Annotated in this window: 17 protein-coding genes and 1 pseudogene; 11 read left to right on the top strand and 7 right to left on the bottom strand. The window is 66.3% G+C overall.

The window, feature by feature from the left end:
* Positions 1–39 precede the first annotated feature (39 nt).
* From BLQ73_RS11310 to BLQ73_RS11295, 4 genes are all read right to left on the bottom strand, one after another.
* Positions 40–1842 carry a phosphoenolpyruvate carboxykinase (GTP) gene (locus BLQ73_RS11310; RefSeq protein ID WP_420820005.1) on the bottom strand — a complete coding sequence of 601 codons (1803 nt, stop codon included), beginning with the start codon at positions 1840–1842 and terminating at the stop codon, positions 40–42.
* A 696-nt stretch (positions 1843–2538) separates the two neighbouring features.
* The gene (locus tag BLQ73_RS11305; protein ID WP_245690998.1) at positions 2539–3861 is read right to left on the bottom strand and encodes a C40 family peptidase; all 1323 of its coding nucleotides are present in this window, start codon (positions 3859–3861) and stop codon (positions 2539–2541) included.
* A 186-nt stretch (positions 3862–4047) separates the two neighbouring features.
* A complete protein-coding gene (gene greA / locus BLQ73_RS11300) occupies positions 4048–4548 on the bottom strand; it encodes a transcription elongation factor GreA (RefSeq protein ID WP_093170364.1) in 501 nt (166 codons plus the stop codon).
* A gap of 102 nt (positions 4549–4650) precedes the next feature.
* Positions 4651–5079, bottom strand: a complete 429-nt coding sequence (locus tag BLQ73_RS11295; RefSeq protein ID WP_093170532.1) for a DUF4307 domain-containing protein — start codon at positions 5077–5079, stop codon at positions 4651–4653.
* Between the two features lie 130 nt (positions 5080–5209).
* Here BLQ73_RS11295 and mca point away from each other — a divergent pair, with 130 nt between their 5' ends.
* The 3 genes from mca (at position 5210) to BLQ73_RS11280 (ending at position 6708) form a co-directional block, all read left to right on the top strand.
* Positions 5210–6094 (top strand): mycothiol conjugate amidase Mca, encoded by an 885-nt coding sequence (mca, locus tag BLQ73_RS11290; protein WP_245690997.1) that lies wholly within the window; start codon positions 5210–5212, stop codon positions 6092–6094.
* A gap of 34 nt (positions 6095–6128) precedes the next feature.
* Complete coding sequence (locus BLQ73_RS11285) at positions 6129–6308, top strand: hypothetical protein (RefSeq protein WP_093170362.1); 180 nt, start codon at positions 6129–6131, stop codon at positions 6306–6308.
* Positions 6309–6387: 79 nt separating this feature from the next.
* Complete coding sequence (locus BLQ73_RS11280; RefSeq protein ID WP_093170361.1) at positions 6388–6708, top strand: GNAT family N-acetyltransferase; 321 nt, start codon at positions 6388–6390, stop codon at positions 6706–6708.
* Positions 6709–7075: 367 nt separating this feature from the next.
* Here BLQ73_RS11280 and BLQ73_RS34980 read toward each other — a convergent pair.
* Positions 7076–7387: pseudogene (locus BLQ73_RS34980) on the bottom strand (hypothetical protein); the annotation flags it as partial.
* Positions 7388–7767: 380 nt separating this feature from the next.
* On the opposite strand from BLQ73_RS34980, the gene darT reads away from it, so the two are divergent.
* Together darT and darG are read left to right on the top strand one after the other, a co-directional pair.
* The gene (darT, locus tag BLQ73_RS34975) at positions 7768–8403 is read left to right on the top strand and encodes a type II toxin-antitoxin system toxin DNA ADP-ribosyl transferase DarT (RefSeq protein ID WP_093170359.1); all 636 of its coding nucleotides are present in this window, start codon (positions 7768–7770) and stop codon (positions 8401–8403) included.
* A 51-nt stretch (positions 8404–8454) separates the two neighbouring features.
* Positions 8455–9534, top strand: coding sequence for a type II toxin-antitoxin system antitoxin DNA ADP-ribosyl glycohydrolase DarG (gene darG / locus BLQ73_RS11265; RefSeq protein WP_093170358.1), 1080 nt, complete (start codon positions 8455–8457; stop codon positions 9532–9534).
* Positions 9535–9970: 436 nt separating this feature from the next.
* Here darG and BLQ73_RS11260 read toward each other — a convergent pair whose 3' ends face one another.
* Positions 9971–11122, bottom strand: coding sequence for a hypothetical protein (locus BLQ73_RS11260; protein ID WP_093170531.1), 1152 nt, complete (start codon positions 11120–11122; stop codon positions 9971–9973).
* 115 nt (positions 11123–11237) lie between these two features.
* Here BLQ73_RS11260 and BLQ73_RS11255 point away from each other — a divergent pair, with 115 nt between their 5' ends.
* The 6 genes from BLQ73_RS11255 (at position 11238) to BLQ73_RS33390 (ending at position 16872) form a co-directional block, all read left to right on the top strand.
* Positions 11238–12203: a pirin family protein gene (locus BLQ73_RS11255; RefSeq protein WP_093170357.1), complete on the top strand. Its 966-nt coding sequence runs from the start codon at positions 11238–11240 to the stop codon at positions 12201–12203.
* 155 nt (positions 12204–12358) lie between these two features.
* Positions 12359–12712, top strand: a complete 354-nt coding sequence (locus BLQ73_RS11250) for a DoxX family protein (RefSeq protein WP_093170356.1) — start codon at positions 12359–12361, stop codon at positions 12710–12712.
* A 167-nt stretch (positions 12713–12879) separates the two neighbouring features.
* Entirely contained in the window at positions 12880–13344 is a 465-nt protein-coding gene (locus BLQ73_RS11245; RefSeq protein ID WP_093170355.1) for a MarR family winged helix-turn-helix transcriptional regulator, read from the top strand.
* A 29-nt stretch (positions 13345–13373) separates the two neighbouring features.
* Complete coding sequence (locus tag BLQ73_RS11240; protein ID WP_093170354.1) at positions 13374–15419, top strand: thioredoxin domain-containing protein; 2046 nt, start codon at positions 13374–13376, stop codon at positions 15417–15419.
* 359 nt (positions 15420–15778) lie between these two features.
* Positions 15779–16354 (top strand): helix-turn-helix domain-containing protein, encoded by a 576-nt coding sequence (locus BLQ73_RS33395; protein WP_218125778.1) that lies wholly within the window; start codon positions 15779–15781, stop codon positions 16352–16354.
* Positions 16351–16872 (top strand): transposase, encoded by a 522-nt coding sequence (locus BLQ73_RS33390; protein WP_218125775.1) that lies wholly within the window; start codon positions 16351–16353, stop codon positions 16870–16872. Before BLQ73_RS33395 ends, BLQ73_RS33390 begins: the two co-directional genes overlap by 4 nt.
* A gap of 30 nt (positions 16873–16902) precedes the next feature.
* Here the strand turns inward: BLQ73_RS33390 and BLQ73_RS11230 are convergent.
* On the bottom strand, positions 16903–17185 hold a 283-nt coding region (locus tag BLQ73_RS11230; RefSeq protein ID WP_176955378.1), incomplete at its 5' end, for a transposase.

Below are 17185 nucleotides of genomic sequence, written 5' to 3'. Positions count from 1 at the left end.
GACACCCCCGGGCGCCCGGATCGAATCCGGGCGGTCAGGTCAGCCCAGACGGGTGACCAGGTCGTTGTACTCGTCCCAGAGTTCCTTCGGAAGTTGCTCGCCAAAGGTCCGGAAATGAGCAGGAATCAAGGACGCTTCGTGCTTCCAGACCTCGGTGTCGACGGAAAGCAGAGTGTCCAGGTCGGCCGAATCGATGTCCAGGCCCTCGGTGTCCAGCGCGGATGCCGGAGGAACGAGCCCGATCGGCGTGGACACGGCCTCCGCCGTGCCGTTGAGGCGCTCGACGATCCACTTGAGGACCCGGCTGTTCTCACCGAAGCCCGGCCACAGGAAGGAGCCGTCCTCCCCCTTGCGGAACCAGTTGACGTAGTAGAGACGCGGAAGCCGGTCCGGTTCCGCGGCTCTGCCGACCGACAGCCAGTGCTCGAAGTAGTCGCCCATGTTGTAGCCGCAGAAGGGCAGCATCGCGAACGGGTCGTGGCGCAACTCGCCGACCGTACCCTCGGCGGCGGCCGTCTTCTCCGACGCCACGTTCGCGCCCAGGAACACACCGTGCTGCCAGCTCAGCGACTCGGTGACGAGCGGTACGGCCGTCGCCCGCCTGCCGCCGAACAGGATCGCGGAAATGGGCACGCCCTTCGGGTCCTGCCATTCGGGCGCGATCGTCGGGCACTGCGCGGCGGGAGTCGTGAACCTGGCATTGGGGTGGGCCGCGGGCTCGGCGGCGCCGGGCGTCCAGTCGCGGCCCTTCCAGTCGGTCAGATGCGCGGGCGGCTCATCGGTCAGCCCCTCCCACCAGACATCCCCGTTGTCGGTGAGGGCGACGTTGGTGAAAATGCTGTTGCCCCACAGCGTTCTGATCGCGTTGGCGTTCGTCGACTCGCCTGTGCCCGGCGCGACCCCGAAGAAGCCCGCCTCGGGGTTGATCGCATAAAGCCGGCCGTCCTCACCGAAACGCATCCACGCGATGTCGTCGCCGATCGTCTCGACCTTCCACCCTGGAATGGTCGGCTGGAGCATGGCGAGGTTGGTCTTTCCGCACGCGCTCGGGAAGGCGGCGGCGACGTAACGAGACTCCCCTCGCGGCGGGGTCAGCTTCAAAATCAGCATGTGCTCGGCCAGCCAGCCCTCGTCGCGCGCCATGACACTGGCTATCCGCAGGGCGTAGCACTTCTTGCCGAGCAGCGCGTTGCCGCCGTAGCCCGAGCCGTAGGACCAGATCTCCCTGGTCTCGGGGAAGTGGCTGATGTATTTCGTCCGGCTGCACGGCCAGGGCACGTCCTTCTGGCCGGGCGCCAGGGGCGCGCCGACCGAGTGCACCGCTTTGACGTAGGTGCCGCGCTCCTCGATGAGGCGCAGCGCGCGGTCCCCCATCCTGGTCATCACGCGCATCGAGACCACGACGTAGGGAGAGTCGGTGATCTCCACGCCGAGCTGGGAGATCTCACCACCGAGCGGCCCCATGCAGAACGGCACGACGTACATGACGCGGCCGCGCATACAGCCTTTGAAGAGTTCGCCGAAGGTGGCCCGCATCTCGTCCGGAGCGATCCAGTTGTTGGTGGGCCCGGCGTCGTCCTCGCGCTCCGAGCAGATGTAGGTGCGGTCCTCGACCCGCGCTACGTCCGTCGGATCCGAGGCCGCGTAGAAGCTGTTCTGCCGCTTACTGAGGCGCTTGAACGTGCCCTGCTCCACCAGCAGGTTCGTCAAGCGCGTCCACTCGGCCTCGGAGCCGTCACACCACTCGACCCGGTCCGGTTCGGTCAATTGCGCGATCTGTTCGACCCAGGCGGCCAGTTCGGAATGCGACGTCGGGGCGGGTACCTCGATTGACACTGACACGACAGCGGCTCCTCACGCTCTCAGGGGCCAGAACATCATCAGCGAAGTATCCGCAATCAATCCAATTGGCATAGACCATTCGAACGGCGGGTTGCGGACCGTTTAACGATCTGGCGACGGCGTTTCCATTCGGTTGTCTCTGTTGTCATGGAGTGAATTCCGTGATGCGCGCACGACCGCCCGCGCACTTTCGACACGGCGCACCGCGCGTGATCTCCCACCGCACATCCACGCAGGCGGTCGCCGCGGTATCCAGAACTCCTACCCATCTATAGGCAAGATTATGAGAACAATTTTTGGAATTGGTCCAGACCATTCAAGGAGGTCTAAACCAATCGGGAAAGAGGTTTAGTCCATTGGGCGGCCGTTTCCGCTGCCCAGTCGGGATCGGCGCACGGGCCGCTGCCGAGCGCCACCGCGGCACTCCGCAGTTCCTCAATCGTCAACCCGTGGTCCCCTCTCGCCCGCACACCCGACCCGCCTCGGCACCTCGCGAAGATCGGGGAGCCGCGCCCCGGTGGTCCCAGCGCACCAGACGCACACGTCCGGCCGAGAACCGGCGTGCCGGCCGTCTGGCGCTCCGGGCGCCGCTGCCGGGCCATGCCTGGGACCGGCGGTGTGGCGAACATCACTCCCCCGAACGTCACCGGGGCGGTGGAAACACCGCGGTACGGCCCGCGCCCCGGTGGCCCGAGGTCAGCGGACGCGAGCGGCGACATTCGGGCTGATGCGTACCACCCCGGCGAGGTTGCGTGTCGTGACCGGAGCCATCTTGACGACGTCGCCCGTGCGCGGGGCGTGCAGCATCTTCCCGTCACCCCAGTAGATCGCCACATGCGAGACATAGCCGGGGTTCGTGGGATCGTGGCGCCAGAAGATGAGGTCTCCCGGACGCGCCTGCTCCAGCGGAATCTGCGCACCCGCGACGAACTGCTGATGCGTCACCCGGGGCACCCTGATGCCCGCCTGGGCGAAGGCCCACTGGACCAGGCCCGAGCAGTCGAAGGAGTCCGGCCCCTCTGCCCCCCACACATAGGGCCGTCCCAGCTTGCTCGCGGCCGCGGTGAGCGCGGTGCGGATCTGGTTGTCGCTCGCGAAGGCCGTGGGCGGCAAGGCGGTCGTCCGCCCAGTGCCCGCGGCCCGAACCGACACGGGGTTGACCAGCGCGATCTGCGTGCCCTTCGGCAGCACCCGCAGCAATGTCCGGCGCAGCCGGGTCGAATCGACCGAGGGGGCGCTCACGATCAGGGCGTTGTTCTCGGGGATGCCGAGCATGCGCGCGGTCTGCCTGGACACGACGGCGTCGATCGCCCCCATGCCCGTCGTGGCGTACGCCCCGACACGCAGCGATCGCCCCCCGCTGGAGGCGACCGTGCCGAGCGGTAACCCACCGTCGTTGCCGAGGACGAAGGACACGGCCACGTCCCCGGCCGCGATGTTCGCCCACAGTTCGTTGGACTTCGCCGTGCGTTCGGGGGTGAAGGCCCGGAAGGTCGACGGGCTGACGCCCAGCGTCTGAACCTGTTTGCCGTCGATCCGCACCGAGGCCGCGTCGGCGGCCTCCACCGCGCGGACCCCTTTGGCCCGGGCCACCCGCTCCGCCGTGGCGCGGGTCACGCTCTTCTTGGTGACGACGAAGAGATGCGGCGTGCGTAATGCCTTCAGGGGGGCCACAGGCTCGACCGCGGGCCGGACCGGGGCCGAGCCCGCCACGAAACCGCCCTGCCGTTCCGCGGGCCGCCTTGTCACGCTCGTGCTCTCGGCGGGCCCGTCGGTCACGGCCATCTGCTTCCACGCCAGCAGGCCGATCACCAGGCTGGCCGCCACCCCCACCGCCACGGCCGCCATGGTGCCGCGGGCCGCGCGGGGGCTTGTGCCGTACGGCCGGAGCCTCGGCCTGTAGGCGAGATCCCGCCTGGCCGCGGCGACCGCGCGTGACAGGCCGCGACGGCCGGCGGGCCGGCCTTGGGGAGGCTCCTGGGGGTCGGGGGGCATGGCACGCGCTCGCTGGTCGAGCACGCGACCACCCCTTTCCTCCGCTTCGGAGACACCCTCCAGAAGCTCTACCCGAAGATCAGCGTGGAGGCAATGCCTCCTATTTCACCAATCCCCATAGGTCTCCCCATTTTGGCCATTTGAGATCTTGTGCGAAATACAAAGATCCGCTGGGAGGCCCCGGCCCCCAGCGGATCGCCAGTCTCTGTGTCAGTTCCCGACGTATGGAACCGCCTCAAGGATCTCGACGGTGTTCTGCCGCCCGTTGGGCATCGTGTAGGTCGCCACCTCGCCGATCTTCTTGCCGTTGATCGCCGCACCGAGCGGGGACCTCGGCGAGTAGACGTCGATGGGCGCCCCGCTCTCCTCCCGCGAGGCGAGGAGGAAGGTCACCTCCTCCTCATCACCCTGGAATCGGATGGTGACGGTCATGCCTGGACCGACCACGCCCTCGGTGCGCGGCGCTTCGCCGACCCTCGCGCTGTCGAGGAGGTGGCGAAGCTGGAGGATGCGGCCCTCCATCTTGCCCTGTTCTTCCTTCGCGGCGTGGTATCCGCCGTTCTCCCGAAGGTCGCCCTCCTCGCGGGCGGCTTCGATCTTCCTCGCGATGTCGACGCGCCCGGGGCCCGAGAGGTATTCCAGCTCCGCCTTAAGGCGGTCATACGCCTCCTGCGTCAGCCAGGTGACGTTAGCGTCGTGGGACTCGGCCACGGGTTCTCCTTGCTTCCTCTGGGGGCTAGAGCTTTGGTTACAGACGTTCGAATCTCGACAGGCTAACAAGTAACCTGCCGGAACGCTTCCCCGAATATCTCACTATGTGAGATGACAGTAGTAGACGCTGACCGATGTGGCCTGGGCGCTGGTCGCCAGCGTCTCCTTGAGCCGGACAATTCCCTCACCAGCGGGGATAGTGACCTCGCGGCTGCCCACCTCCACATGGTTGACATCATCGGCTCGGATCCTGCAGACAGCGCTCCGATCGGCCGGCTTGACTATCTCAAATGTTATCCCGGCGGAGTCGGGTCTACTCGTGTCGAAACTGATCGTCTGATCGATGATCGCGGGGTTCCCTCCGGCGGCGAGCATCAGATACCCCCACCCCCCCGCGAAGACCGCTACAAGCACCCCGATCACGGCATGCACGATGAATCGCCCGGGCCGGGCGGGTCTGTCCGGGAGATCGTCAGGACTGCCGAGAACCGGGACGGTCTGATGGCCGTTCTCGACGTCTCTGGTGACCATGAAGGAATCTCCCTGCACTTCCGCGGCGTTATCCGAAACAATTGTCCCCTGCGGGGGGCCCGCCCCCGCGCCTGCCCAAGCAAACTACCTGGCGGCAGAGCGTTCCAGTCCTAGAGGAGACTTCGAGCCCGTGAGCGCGACGTTCCGTTTGATGGCCGTGCACGCCCATCCCGACGACGAGTCCAGCAAGGGGGCCGCGACGATGGTGCGGTATGTCGCGGAGGGTGTTGACGTGCTCGTCTGTACTCTCACCGGAGGCGAACGCGGGTCGATCCTCAACCCGAAGATGGACCGCCCCGAGATCCTCGCCGACATCACCGAGGTGCGCAGAAAGGAAATGGAGCGTGCCCGCGAGATCCTCGGGGTGCAGCAGCGCTTCCTCGGCTTCATCGACTCCGGCCTGCCCGAGAGCGAGGAGGAGGAGCTGCCCGAGGGCTGCTTCGCCCTCCAGCCCCTGGAGGTGGCCTCCGCTCCCCTGGTCGCCGCCGTACGGGAGTTCAAGCCTCACGTGATCTTGACCTATGACGACGACGGCGGCTACCCGCACCCCGACCACATCATGACCAACCGCGTGTCCGTCGAGGCGTTCGAGGCCGCGGGGGATCCCGACCGTTACCCCGGCACCGGCGACCCGTGGCAGCCGCTCAAGCTCTACTACCACATGGGTTTCAGCAAGGAGAAGTTCGAGGTGCTGCACGAGGCGATGACCTCGCGCGGCATGGGCTCGCCGTACGCCGACTGGATCAGCAGGTGGGAGGACCGGCCGGAGAAGTGGCCCGTCACCACGAAGATCACCTGCGACGAGTACTACGAGATCCGCGACCAGGCGCTGATCGCACACGCCACGCAGGTCGACCCGGACGGGCCGTGGTTCTCCTGCCCCATCGAGCTGCAGCGGGAGGTGTGGCCCACCGAGGAATACCACCTGGCGCGGTCCCTCGTCCCGAGTGAGCTGCCCGAGGACGACCTGTTCAGCGGCATTCACGCAGGCGAGGTGACGCGGGCCTGCCACTGACGGCGGCGCGGGTACCAGGTGGCAGACTGGAACGGTGAACCCTGCCAACTCCGTCGCAGCCGTGACCCCCGGGGTCCTCGGTTTCCTGGTCATCGCAGCGATCGCGTTCGCGCTGTTCCTGCTCATCAAATCGATGAACAGGCACATCGCCCGCATCGAGGTGCCCTCCGAGGCCGACTTCAAGAAGAAGAGGAAGGAGAACGGCGGCTCCTAGCAGGAGCCTCGTTCTCCTTCGTCGCATTCAATCGGTTCGCGCCAGTTGTGGACCGAGCCCGCACCAAGAAAGGCACGGCATGGGGCAAGACATCCGGGTCGTCGACAATCCCCAGGCGTCCCGCTATGAAGTGCTGGTCGACGGCGCTCTGGCGGGATTCGCGGAATACCGCCTCAAGCGGGAAAAGATCATTTTCCCGCACACCGAGGTGAACCCCGAGTTCGAAGGCCAGGGGCTCGGCAGCCGCCTCGCCCGCGCCGCGCTCGACGCGAGCCGGGACGCCGGGCTGACCGTCGTGCCCGCCTGCCCGTTCATCGCGGCCTATATCCGCCGCCACCCGGACTACGTGGAGCTCGTGGCCGAGTCCTACCTCGCCAGCGTCCGCGGTGACCAGCCTTAGGCCGGCCCTAGGCCGGGTCACGAGTCCGCCGGGTCACAAGTCAGCCGGGCCACAGGGTCTGGGGCGGTCAGTCGGCCTGCGCCCAGGCCCTTTCCACGGCCTTCGGCAGCCCCCACCAGCCGAGCGGGGTCAAGACCTCGCCGGAGTCGACGATGCCGAGCCGCTCCTCGATCATCTGTTCAACGAGTCGGCGAGCGGGTGGACCGCCTTGAGGGACTGCTTGTCTAAGACCTGCTAACGCAATGAGTTCAGACGGCGCCAGCAGATCCCGCATGGCACCACCTGGGTGACATCCTTGCGGTTGCCGCCTATCAAAGCGAATGCCGGTGGCGTCAGCGATCAGGTGGTGCGTGCTACCTGAGCGGCCTCAGTCGACCGGCTCGGCTCCCCCTTTGACGCTCCAATGTGGGAAGAATTCATCACAGCGTAGGAGAAGTCGAGGACGTCGGCAGCAGCGGATCGAGGAGGACCGCGTGCAAGCGCTGTCGGACGCCGCCCTTTGCCACTCGGTCGGCCGCCGCCGACACGTCATGTCCGATCCCGTAGCCCGGTTCCCGCTGCAGTTGCTCCGTGCGATCCCGGTGTTCAGGACGAACAAGATGCGCTGCGCCACCTGGCGGTCATCCAGCCGCTTGCGCCCCGAGTGGCGGATCCGGTGCCGGTGCTTGGGCAGCAGTGACTTGAAGACCGCCCGTGACTCGCCACTGACCTCTCACGGCTTCAGCCGCGCCACCTATCGCTCCTCTCTCTGGATACCGCGAGAGATCAAACCACAACGGAGATCATTCTGTAGGGGCTAAGCGACGAGTTTCGCACTCAGAGACCCCTGCTGCTCCCGGGAATCGTCACACCGTGATCCCAGATCAGGGTGTTCTGTGGCAGATCAGCCCCGACACCGAGAAGGAGCCCCTCAACAAACGGGGTCACGATCACGTTCAAGGCAAACCCACCGGAAGCTATGCGGTTACACTGAGGCACCCAACGAAAATAGATCGTTCAAGGACACCATAGATCGACTGTACAAGCTGATACTACCCGCCCGAAGGGCTTAAAGTTCACGTGCCTACCGAACGCCTCATCTACCACTTCACACATATACAAAATTTGCCTCAAATCCTCAATAGTGGGGCACTGCTTTGTGATTCACTGGTCCGAGAAGCCCAGAAGCTTGTGGTCGAAGTGGGAGATCTTGATGTCAAGCGTAGACGCAGGTCGATAGCGGTCACACGACCACCGGGAGGATTCCCGGCCAACTATGTCCCCTTCTATTTCGCCCCACGATCGCCAATGCTATATGTGATCAGCAAAGGAAGTGTCGAACAGTATCAAGATGGCCAAGATTCGCTCATCTATCTAGTTACATCAGTTGACCAAATATCGTCCAAGCGGCTAGACTTTGTTTTTACAGACGGCAACTGCGCCAGCGAGATCACCGAATACTTCGATAATCTAGAGAGCTTAGAGCGAGTCATAGACTGGCCGCTGATGGAGTCCAGGCATTGGCATAACACAGCCGAAGACCCGGACAGAATGCGCCGACGCATGGCGGAATTTCTCGTACACCGCGAGGTACCCTGGCACTGCTTACTCGGCATAGCAACAATGACCTCCGATAAAGAGGAGGAGGTGAATAGAATTCTCGAAGAGAACGACAAACCCACTTACGTGGTATGTCGAAGAGATTGGTATTACTAGAAAAGCCGCACGGGTTCAATCTTTGCGCAGGCGGAAGTGGAGGCCGCTAAAGTGATCGAAGAGGTTCGAGGAAACATGCTCGATACCGACGTCGAAGCAGCGGTCAACACCGTTAACACTGTCGGCGTTATGGGTAAAGGGATTGCACTGCAGTTTAAGCAGGCATTCCCCGAGAACTACCGAGCCTACAAGTCTGCTTGCGCCCGCGGGGAAGTCCGGCTTGGCCACATGCATGTCCACGACAACGGTCGACTCGACAACCCCAGATACATCATAAACTTCCCCACCAAGGACCACTGGCGATCAAAGTCCCGACTCAAGGATATCGAGCAAGGACTTGCCGATCTGGTCAGAGTCATCTCGCAGTACGAGATTTCCTCAATAGCAGTACCGGCACTGGGATGCGGCAACGGAGGACTTGAATGGGATGCGGTTCGCCCTGTGATCATTAAGGCGCTACTGCCACTTGAAGGTGTGAGAGTCCAGCTATTTCCACCCGCAGGAGCACCAGAGCCCACTGCAATGCCCATAGCAACTTCACCACCCCACATGACTCGGGGACGCGCCGCCCTTCTCGAACTCATGCATCGCTATATGGGCATCGCAAAAGCCGAGAATTTCGTTATTCTTGACGGCGTTTCGCTTCTAGAGATCCAGAAGCTCACCTACCTGCTTCAGGCGTGGGGAGAGAATCTTCAACTGAGGTTCATGCGAGGGCGATACGGTCCTTACGCCGAGAATCTAAACCATGTTCTCCAGCGGATGGAAGGACACTATCTACGCGGATACGGAGACCGCTCCGAGCATGTGCTGAAGCTCCGACCAATACAGCTAATGCCCAACGCTGCGGCCACGGCCCAAATCTGGGTCGACAAGAACGCTCCCGGCCTGCGCGAAGGATTCACCGCAATCGAAGAGCTCCTCCTCGGTTTTTCATCGCCCTACGGCGTCGAACTTCTCAGCACTGTCCACTGGGTCGCCATTGAATCCGGACTGGAATCCATGCCAACCGTTGCCGACGTAATTCAAGGAGTTCAGGATTGGAGCAATCGCAAGCAAGAGCTTTTCACGCCGAATCACATTCAACGGGCATATGATCAACTCGCTAAGCATGGATGGCTGAAATCCTAGCCAATCCAGTTGCGAACAACTTATTCGGATCCTGCGGCACAGGTCCAGGAAAGACAGCAGACCTCGAACAGGACTGCCAGTTGACCTGCTACCGTGTGCAACACATGACGCTTGTGAAATCTAGGTCCGACGGAGTCTCAAGGCGGCGAGTGTATCTGTTTGCCTACTAGCAAACCTATTCGTTGCGGGATGTACCTTCATCAATGCGCTGGAGGACGATATCAAGGCGTGAATCACAACGGCGAACAAGAATCTCCAGCTGTGCTGGGATTGAAACCATAGATCAGGCCGTCGGCGCCTTCGAAAAGCACCTTTCCCAGTCGGTCAGGGCAGTCCGGGCAAAGATGATCGTACCGATCTCAGGCGCACGGCGTCAGTACCTCAGTCTCCACCCAAGCCCAGGTCACCTGGGGCCGGGCCACAGGGTCTGGGGCGGTCAGTCGGCCTGCGCCCAGGCCCTTTCCACGGCCTTCGGCAGCCCCCACCAGCCGAGCGGGGTCAAGACCTCGCCGGAGTCGACGATGCCGAGCCGCTCCCAGAGCGGCACGACGGACGCGAACAGCGTCTCGATAGCCTCAAGATCGTCAGGGTCGTCCATCTCGACGTCGATGTCATCGGACTCGGCGATCAGCCGGGCCACGCGCTCCGGCGACACGAGCACGCCCGGCCCCCTGCGCACCAGGGCCCCCGTCACGGCGAGCCAGTCGGCGTGGTGGATCGCGCACAGCGCCGCGAGCGTGGAGTCCTCCAGCGTGAGGCCCACGTCGAGATCGGTGAACCTCTCCACCGCCTCCTCATCGGCCACATCGGAGATCGGGCCCACGATGCCCGCCGCCACCGCCACCCACAGCTCGGCGTCGTCGGCGGGGAACTCGTCCCCGTCGAAACCCGCGCACGCCTTGAGGACGTTGCCGGGATAGATCGGATCGACCAGCAGCCGGCGCAGCTCCGCACACACCTGCGCCAACTCGGCGGCGGAGGGCTCCGGCGGCCTCACCGGCAGCTCCTGGACGATGCGGCGCAGCTCGCTCAGCGCGAACGCCTCCTCCTCGTCCCAGGCCGCGAACAGCTCCTGGTCCTGCTCGTCACCGATCACGATGCTCGGAACCCTGCCGTCGGGCAGCGGACTGTTCAGCCAGCGCTCCTGGAGCGTCTCGTAGGCGTCGCGCGCCGCCCGGTCGCCGAGGGCCAGCGCGTCGGGGGCGATCTCCCCCTTCGCGACGAGCTCCTCAAGGTAGGCCACGAGCATGGCGTGGAGCTCTTTCGCCTTCGGCCCCCGCTCGTCCTCCTCCGGCCAGACGAAGTAGTCGCGCGTCAGCAGGATCGGCTCGGTGCCGCTCGACTCCAGCCACCGGTGCACGTCGCCGACGGTCGCCTCACCCGCCTCGATGGAGCGCAGCGCCTCGCGCGCCGAGTCCCAGAAGACCGGTGTCAGCGGGTCGCCCTCGGCCAGCATCGCGCGGCGCAGGCCGGGAAGCGCGACTAGGGCGGCTCCGGAGGGGATGGAGAGAAGCGCTCTGATCACGTCTCTTCTGGTGAGGGCGGAGAGCGGCCGGCCGGCATGGGCCGAGACGTCGTGCGGATCCACGAGCACTGAGCCTACGCCCGGCCGCCCCTCCCCGCATCCCACTGGCCCCCGCCGTACCGCGGCGACCGGCCGACCTGGGCATTTCGCCGTACCCCCGCAGGGTTAGGTTGGGTTCATGAGCAATCTCGACACCCATCCGGCCGTCACCGTGTGCGGCGGGCACCGGGACACGGCGGCGGAGCCGGTCCACCAGTTGTTCCCCGGCCGCATGGTGCGGCTCGGCGAGAGCACTCAGGTGCGCCGGCTGCTGCCGACGCTCGGCCGCCGGATGGTGGGCGCCTGGTGCTTCATCGATCACTACGGGCCGGACGACATCGCCACCGAGCCGGGCATGCAGGTACCGCCGCACCCGCACATCGGGCTGCAGACCGTGAGCTGGCTGCTGGACGGCGAGGTCCTGCACCGCGACAGCCTGGGCAGCCTGCAGACCATTCGGCCGGGCGAGCTCGGGCTGATGACGGCCGGGCGCGCTATCGCGCACTCGGAGGAGTCACCGCACACCCATCCGCCCATCCTCCACGGGGCTCAGCTCTGGGTGGCGCTACCGGACGCCCACCGCCATGTCGCGCCGGCGTTCGAACACCACGTCGCGCTGCCGGTCCTGCGCGAAAGGCAGGTGACCGCGACCGTCGTCATGGGTGAGCTCGCCGGCGCCGCCTCGCCGGGCACGGCGTACTCGCCGCTGGTCGGGGCCGATCTCGTGCTGTCCGCCGACGCCGACGTGCGGCTGCCCGTCGAGTACGACTTCGAGCATGCCGTCGTCAACCTCTCCGGGGAGACGGAGGTCGACGGCGTCCCCGTGCCTCCCGGAGCGCTCCTTTACCTCGGCACGGGCCGCCGCGAGCTGCGCTTGCGCACCTCGGCGGGCAGCCGCCTGATGCTGCTCGGAGGCGAGCCGTTCGACGAGGAGATCGTCATGTGGTGGAACTTCGTGGGGCGCACCGGCCAGGAGATCGCGCAGGCCCGGCAGGAATGGGCGGACGGCGAGCTCTTCGGCACCGTGCACGGCTATGCGGGACCCCGTCTGAACGCGCCGGCGCTGCCCGCCGTACCACTCAAACCCCGCGGACGCACACGCTGACCCGACTCGTCCCTCCCCCACACAGACAGACAACTTCAGCCGAGCTATAGTTCAGCGAGTTAAACAATCTGTCGGGGGTAGCGCCGCGTGCCCTTCCCCGCTGTCCCGCCGCGCCCGCCGGACAGGCAGGCCGGCGCAGGGAAAGGTACAAACCCATGTTCATCGCATTCGTCATCGTGGCCGTGATCACGGCCATCCTCTTCGTCCTGGCGGGCCTGCCCAAGCTGCTCGCCCAGCCGGCCATGGTCACCGAGCTGGGGCGCCTAGGCGTGGCCCCCGGTTTCATGCGGATCGTCGGCCTCCTGGAGGTGCTCGGCGGTCTCGGCGTGCTCGCCGGCATCTGGATCGGCATCCTGGGCATCCTCGCCCCCGCGGGGCTCATCCTGGTCATGCTCGGCGCGATCGGCACCCACGTCCGGGCGGGCGACACGGCCAACCAGACGCTCCGGCCGCTGCCGCTGCTGATCCTCGCCATCGCCGCGCTCGTCCTGCGCGTGCTCGCCTTCTGATCACGCCACCGAGCCCGTACGGCCTGTGCCCCGGCCGGGCTTATGCCGTGATCACACACCACACCGTATGGCGTAGGCCCTTTGGCCTACGCCATACGGAATTTCCGGAATGTCATCTGTGATGAAATCGTTTCGGTGGTGACGCCGGTTTCTGGGGAGGCTCCCGTATGTCAACGCCCTTGGACGAGTCGGGCACCCGCCCTCAGGACGACGAGGTCGAATCCCTCACACGGTTGATCGTCGTCATGGCGAGGCTCAGGACGCATCTGGAGACCTCGGCGGCGGCGATCGGCCTCTCCCCGCCTCAGGCTCACGTTCTCCTGCGGCTCGGGAATCCCCTGCGTCTCGGCGAGATCGCCGGTCAGATGCACTGCGAGCCCTCACACATCACCGGCATCGCTGACGAACTCGAACAACTCGGGCTTGCCGAGCGCCAGCCCGACCCCGCCGACCGCCGCGCCAAGCAGCTCGTCGCCACCCAGCGCGGCCACGAGATGAGACAGCGGTTCATCGTCCACCTGCTGAAGAACACGCCGATCCTGTCGGCCCTGACCGCCGATCAACGCGTGACGCTCCTGGACCTGCTCCGCAGCGCCGACGAGGGACCAGGGGGCCGTCGGGGCGCGCAGTGACGGGGACACCGGTGTGAAAGTCTGAACTCATGAACCGGCTTGGCACAGCGACCTCTCCATATCTCCTGCAACACGCCGACAACCCGGTCCACTGGTTCGAGTGGGGCGAGGAGGCGTTCACGGAGGCCCGCCGACGGGACGTGCCGCTGCTGATCAGCGTGGGCTATTCAGCCTGCCACTGGTGCCATGTCATGGCCCACGAGTGCTTTGAGGACGAGGCGACCGCGGCGCTGATGAACGAGCACTTCGTCAATGTCAAGGTCGACCGGGAGGAACGGCCCGACGTCGACGCGGTCTACATGTCGGCGACCCAGGCCATGAGCGGTCAGGGCGGCTGGCCGATGACGGTGTTCGCCACACCTGAAGGACATCCGTTCTACTGCGGCACCTACTTCCCGAAGCCGCATTTCCAGCGGCTGCTGAGCGGTGTCGCGGCCGCCTGGCGCGACGAGCGCGAACAGGTGATCACCCAAGGGGCCAAGGTCGTGGCGGCTCTCACCGACGCCTCGTCGTTCCCCACCGGGCCGGTGCCGGGCCGCGAGGCGGTGGTCGAGGCCCTCCAGAACCTCACGGGCGAGTTCGACCCGGTTCGCGGGGGGTTCGGAGGGGCACCGAAGTTCCCACCGTCGATGGTTCTGGAGTTCCTACTGCGCCACGGCGGGGCCGAGGCACTCTCCATGGCCGAGCACACGCTGTCCGCGATGGCACGGGGCGGGATCTACGACCAGCTCGCGGGGGGATTCGCCCGCTACAGCGTCGACGCCAAGTGGGTCGTGCCGCACTTCGAGAAGATGCTCTACGACAACGCCCTCCTGCTGCGGGTCTACACCCATTGGTGGCGGACCACGGGCACCGTGCTGGCGCGCAGGGTCGCGCTGGAGACCGCCGACTGGCTGCTGGCGGAGATGCGTACGCCGGAAGGCGGGTTCGCCTCGGCCCTCGACGCCGACAGCGAGGGGGTCGAGGGCAAGTTCTACGTGTGGACTCCGGACGAGCTGCGCGAGGTGCTTGGCGAGGAGGACGCCGCCTTCGCCGCCGCGGCCTTCTCGGTCACCCGGGCGGGCACCTTCGAGCACGGCGCGTCCGTGCTGCAGCTTCTCAACGACGTTCCCGACAGTGCCAGGCTGGCCCGCGTCCGTGCCGCTCTGCTCGCCGCCCGCGCCGGCCGCGTGCGCCCCGGGCGCGATGACAAGGTGGTCGCCGCGTGGAACGGCCTGGCCGTCGCGGCGCTCGCGGAGACCGGCCTCCTGTTCGAGCGGCCCGACCTGATCGAGGCGGCGCGCCAGGCGGCGGAGCTCCTCGACTCGCTGCACATCGACCGCGGACGTCTGGCCCGCACCTCGAAGGACGGGCGGGTCGGTGCCAACGCGGGCGTGCTTGAGGACTACGCCGATGTGGCCGAGGGACTGCTCGCGCTCTACTCCGTCACCGGGGAGACCCGCTGGTTCGCCAGGGCCGGCGAGCTGCTCGACGTCGTCCTCGACCGTTTCGGCGACGGCGAGGGCGGCTTCTACGACACCGCCGACGACGCCGAATCCCTGTTCCAACGGCCCAAAGACCCCACGGACAACGCCACCCCCTCCGGGCGGTTCGCGGCGGCGGGCGCGCTGCTGACCTACGCGGCCCTCACCGGGTCCGCCCGTCACCGCGAGGCCGCCCTGCAGGCTCTCGGCACGGTTTCCGTTCTCGCCCCCCGGCACGCGCGCTTCGCCGGCTGGGGCCTCGCCGTGACCGAGGCCGCTCTCGCGGGTCCCGTCGAGGTGGCCGTCGTCGGTCCGCTCGACGCCCCGAACACGCGGGCTCTGCACCGTACAGCGCTGCTGTCCAGTTCGCCCGGTCTCGTCGTCGCCCTGGCCGACACAGAGGGCAGCGATATGGAAGGCGACCCCGAAGGGGACGCGGAGGGCGACACCGCCCACCCGGGCGGCTCCGGCGTGGTGCCGCTCCTCGAAGGACGCGGTCCGGTGCGCGGCGCCCCCGCGGCCTACGTGTGCCGCGGTTTCACCTGCCGGATGCCGGTGACCTCCCCCGCCGACCTCGCCGAGGAGATCAGCGGGACCGCCGCCGGCTCCTGAGCGGCCGGCGGCCCGGCCGGTCGGCTAGGTGTACTGACCTGACAGGTTAGGTACACGGCTGCCGGGCGGTCGGCCGGAGAGCGCGGTGCGGCCGCAGTTCCCCGCCCGGCTCTCCGCATTGATGAGAGTCGCGCCGACTTGGGCTTTCTCCCATCGCGTCATCGGCGGCGTTGAGCATCGCCCGTTGTGGGGATGCCAAGCATCGATAGAATCATTCCTCGATCATCTCGCACACGTCCCGCACTTGGAGGTCATCGAGCGGGGCAGCCCTAGTGCCGTGTCCAGGATCGTTGTTCGTGTAATTGATGTTTAGCAACGGGTGAGCCACGCTACTTGCGGACGCTGTCTCGGAGGTGGCGATGGGGCGATTACCCGAAGTGTTCGTCAGGCCGGTCACGATGGCCGAGGGGCGACGGCTGCAGCAGATCGGCCGCACCGCCAAAGACCCCGTCAAACTGCGGCGGGCGATCGTCGTGCTGATGTCCGCCCAGGGGCGGAGCGCACCCGACATCGCGCACCTGCTCGTCTGCTCGCAGGAGTACGTGCGGGGCGTCATCCACGACTTCAACGACATCGGATTCGCGGCCCTGAACCCAAAATGGAGCGGGGGCAGGCCCAGGACGATCGGTGAGGCGATCCGCCGCCGGATCCGCCTGACCGCCCTGTGCCGCCCCCGCGACCTGGGCCTGCCCTTCTCGGTCTGGAGCCTGGCCAAGCTCGCCGAGTACCTGGTCGCAACCGGTGCGGTGGCCTCGATCAGCCGCGAGAGCGTGCGGCGCGTCCTGCTCGAGGCGGGGATCACCTGGCAGGCGACCAAGACGTGGAAGGCGTCCAACGACCCGGAATTCATCCCCCGGATGCGCCGGGTACTGGAACTGTACGACTTCCCGCCGGCCGACGGCCGGGGGTGTGCGTGGACGAGTTCGGGCCTTTGAACCTGCAGCCGCGGCCCGGACGCGCCTGGCGGCCGACCGCCCGGCCGGTCCGGCTGCGAGCGGTGTACAACCGCCCCGCGGGAGTGCGGCACATGCTCGCCGCGCTCGATCTGGGCAGCGGAAAGCTGGTGTACCGCATCCGCGAGCGCAAACGGTGGCGCGAGTTCCTGTCTTTTCTGAAGGTGCTGCGCGCGCGGTGGCCGGACGGGAAGCTCTACCTTGTCATGGACAACTTCGCACCGCACAAGCACGCGGAGGTGCGGTCCTGGGCGGCGGGCAACGCCGTCGACCTGGTGTTCGTGCCGACGTACACCTCCTGGTTGAACTGGATCGAGTCCGAGTTCGCGGCGCCGCGCTACTTCGCCCTCAACGGCACCGACCACCGCAGCCACGCCGAGCAGGGCGATGCCATCGCCGCATACCTCCGCTGGCGCAACGCGCGAGCCGAACCCAAGCGCGATTTCGCGCCTGGATCAGTCATTCGAAGCTGGACCGGTTACAAGACCAACGTTGCATGACGCGGCACTAGAGAGGTTTAAAGGCTGAGGTTAGGGCGGCTGGAAGTCCAGCCCCGTCTTGGCGATGAACCCGGCGATGAGGTCAGGCCTGCGCTGCACACGCCTGAGCCGACCACGCACCACCGAAACCAGCTCCTCCACGGTGCGCACCGGCAGGTTGGCCATGCTCTTCTTCATGTGAGCCCATACCGCCTCGACCGGGTTCAGCTCCGGCGCATACGGCGGAAGCCGGAACACCGTCAGCCACGGCCGGGCCTCGATCAGCCGCCTCATCACGGCCGAGGTGTGCGTGTTCAAGTTGTCCCACACCAGC

Source organism: Sinosporangium album, from assembly GCF_900100605.1.
Classification (GTDB): domain Bacteria; phylum Actinomycetota; class Actinomycetes; order Streptosporangiales; family Streptosporangiaceae; genus Sinosporangium; species Sinosporangium album.
This window is presented reverse-complemented; position numbering and strand designations above follow the sequence as displayed.

Coding starts and splice junctions, on each gene's coding strand:
- BLQ73_RS11255 (WP_093170357.1), top strand. CDS start 11,238: ATGAGCAATCTCGACACCCATCCGGCCGTCACCGTGTGCGGCGGGCAC.
- BLQ73_RS11240 (WP_093170354.1), top strand. CDS start 13,374: ATGAACCGGCTTGGCACAGCGACCTCTCCATATCTCCTGCAACACGCC.
- BLQ73_RS11295 (WP_093170532.1), bottom strand. CDS start 5,079: ATGGTCACCAGAGACGTCGAGAACGGCCATCAGACCGTCCCGGTTCTC.
- BLQ73_RS11280 (WP_093170361.1), top strand. CDS start 6,388: ATGGGGCAAGACATCCGGGTCGTCGACAATCCCCAGGCGTCCCGCTAT.
- BLQ73_RS11245 (WP_093170355.1), top strand. CDS start 12,880: ATGTCAACGCCCTTGGACGAGTCGGGCACCCGCCCTCAGGACGACGAG.
- BLQ73_RS33395 (WP_218125778.1), top strand. CDS start 15,779: ATGGGGCGATTACCCGAAGTGTTCGTCAGGCCGGTCACGATGGCCGAG.
- BLQ73_RS11250 (WP_093170356.1), top strand. CDS start 12,359: ATGTTCATCGCATTCGTCATCGTGGCCGTGATCACGGCCATCCTCTTC.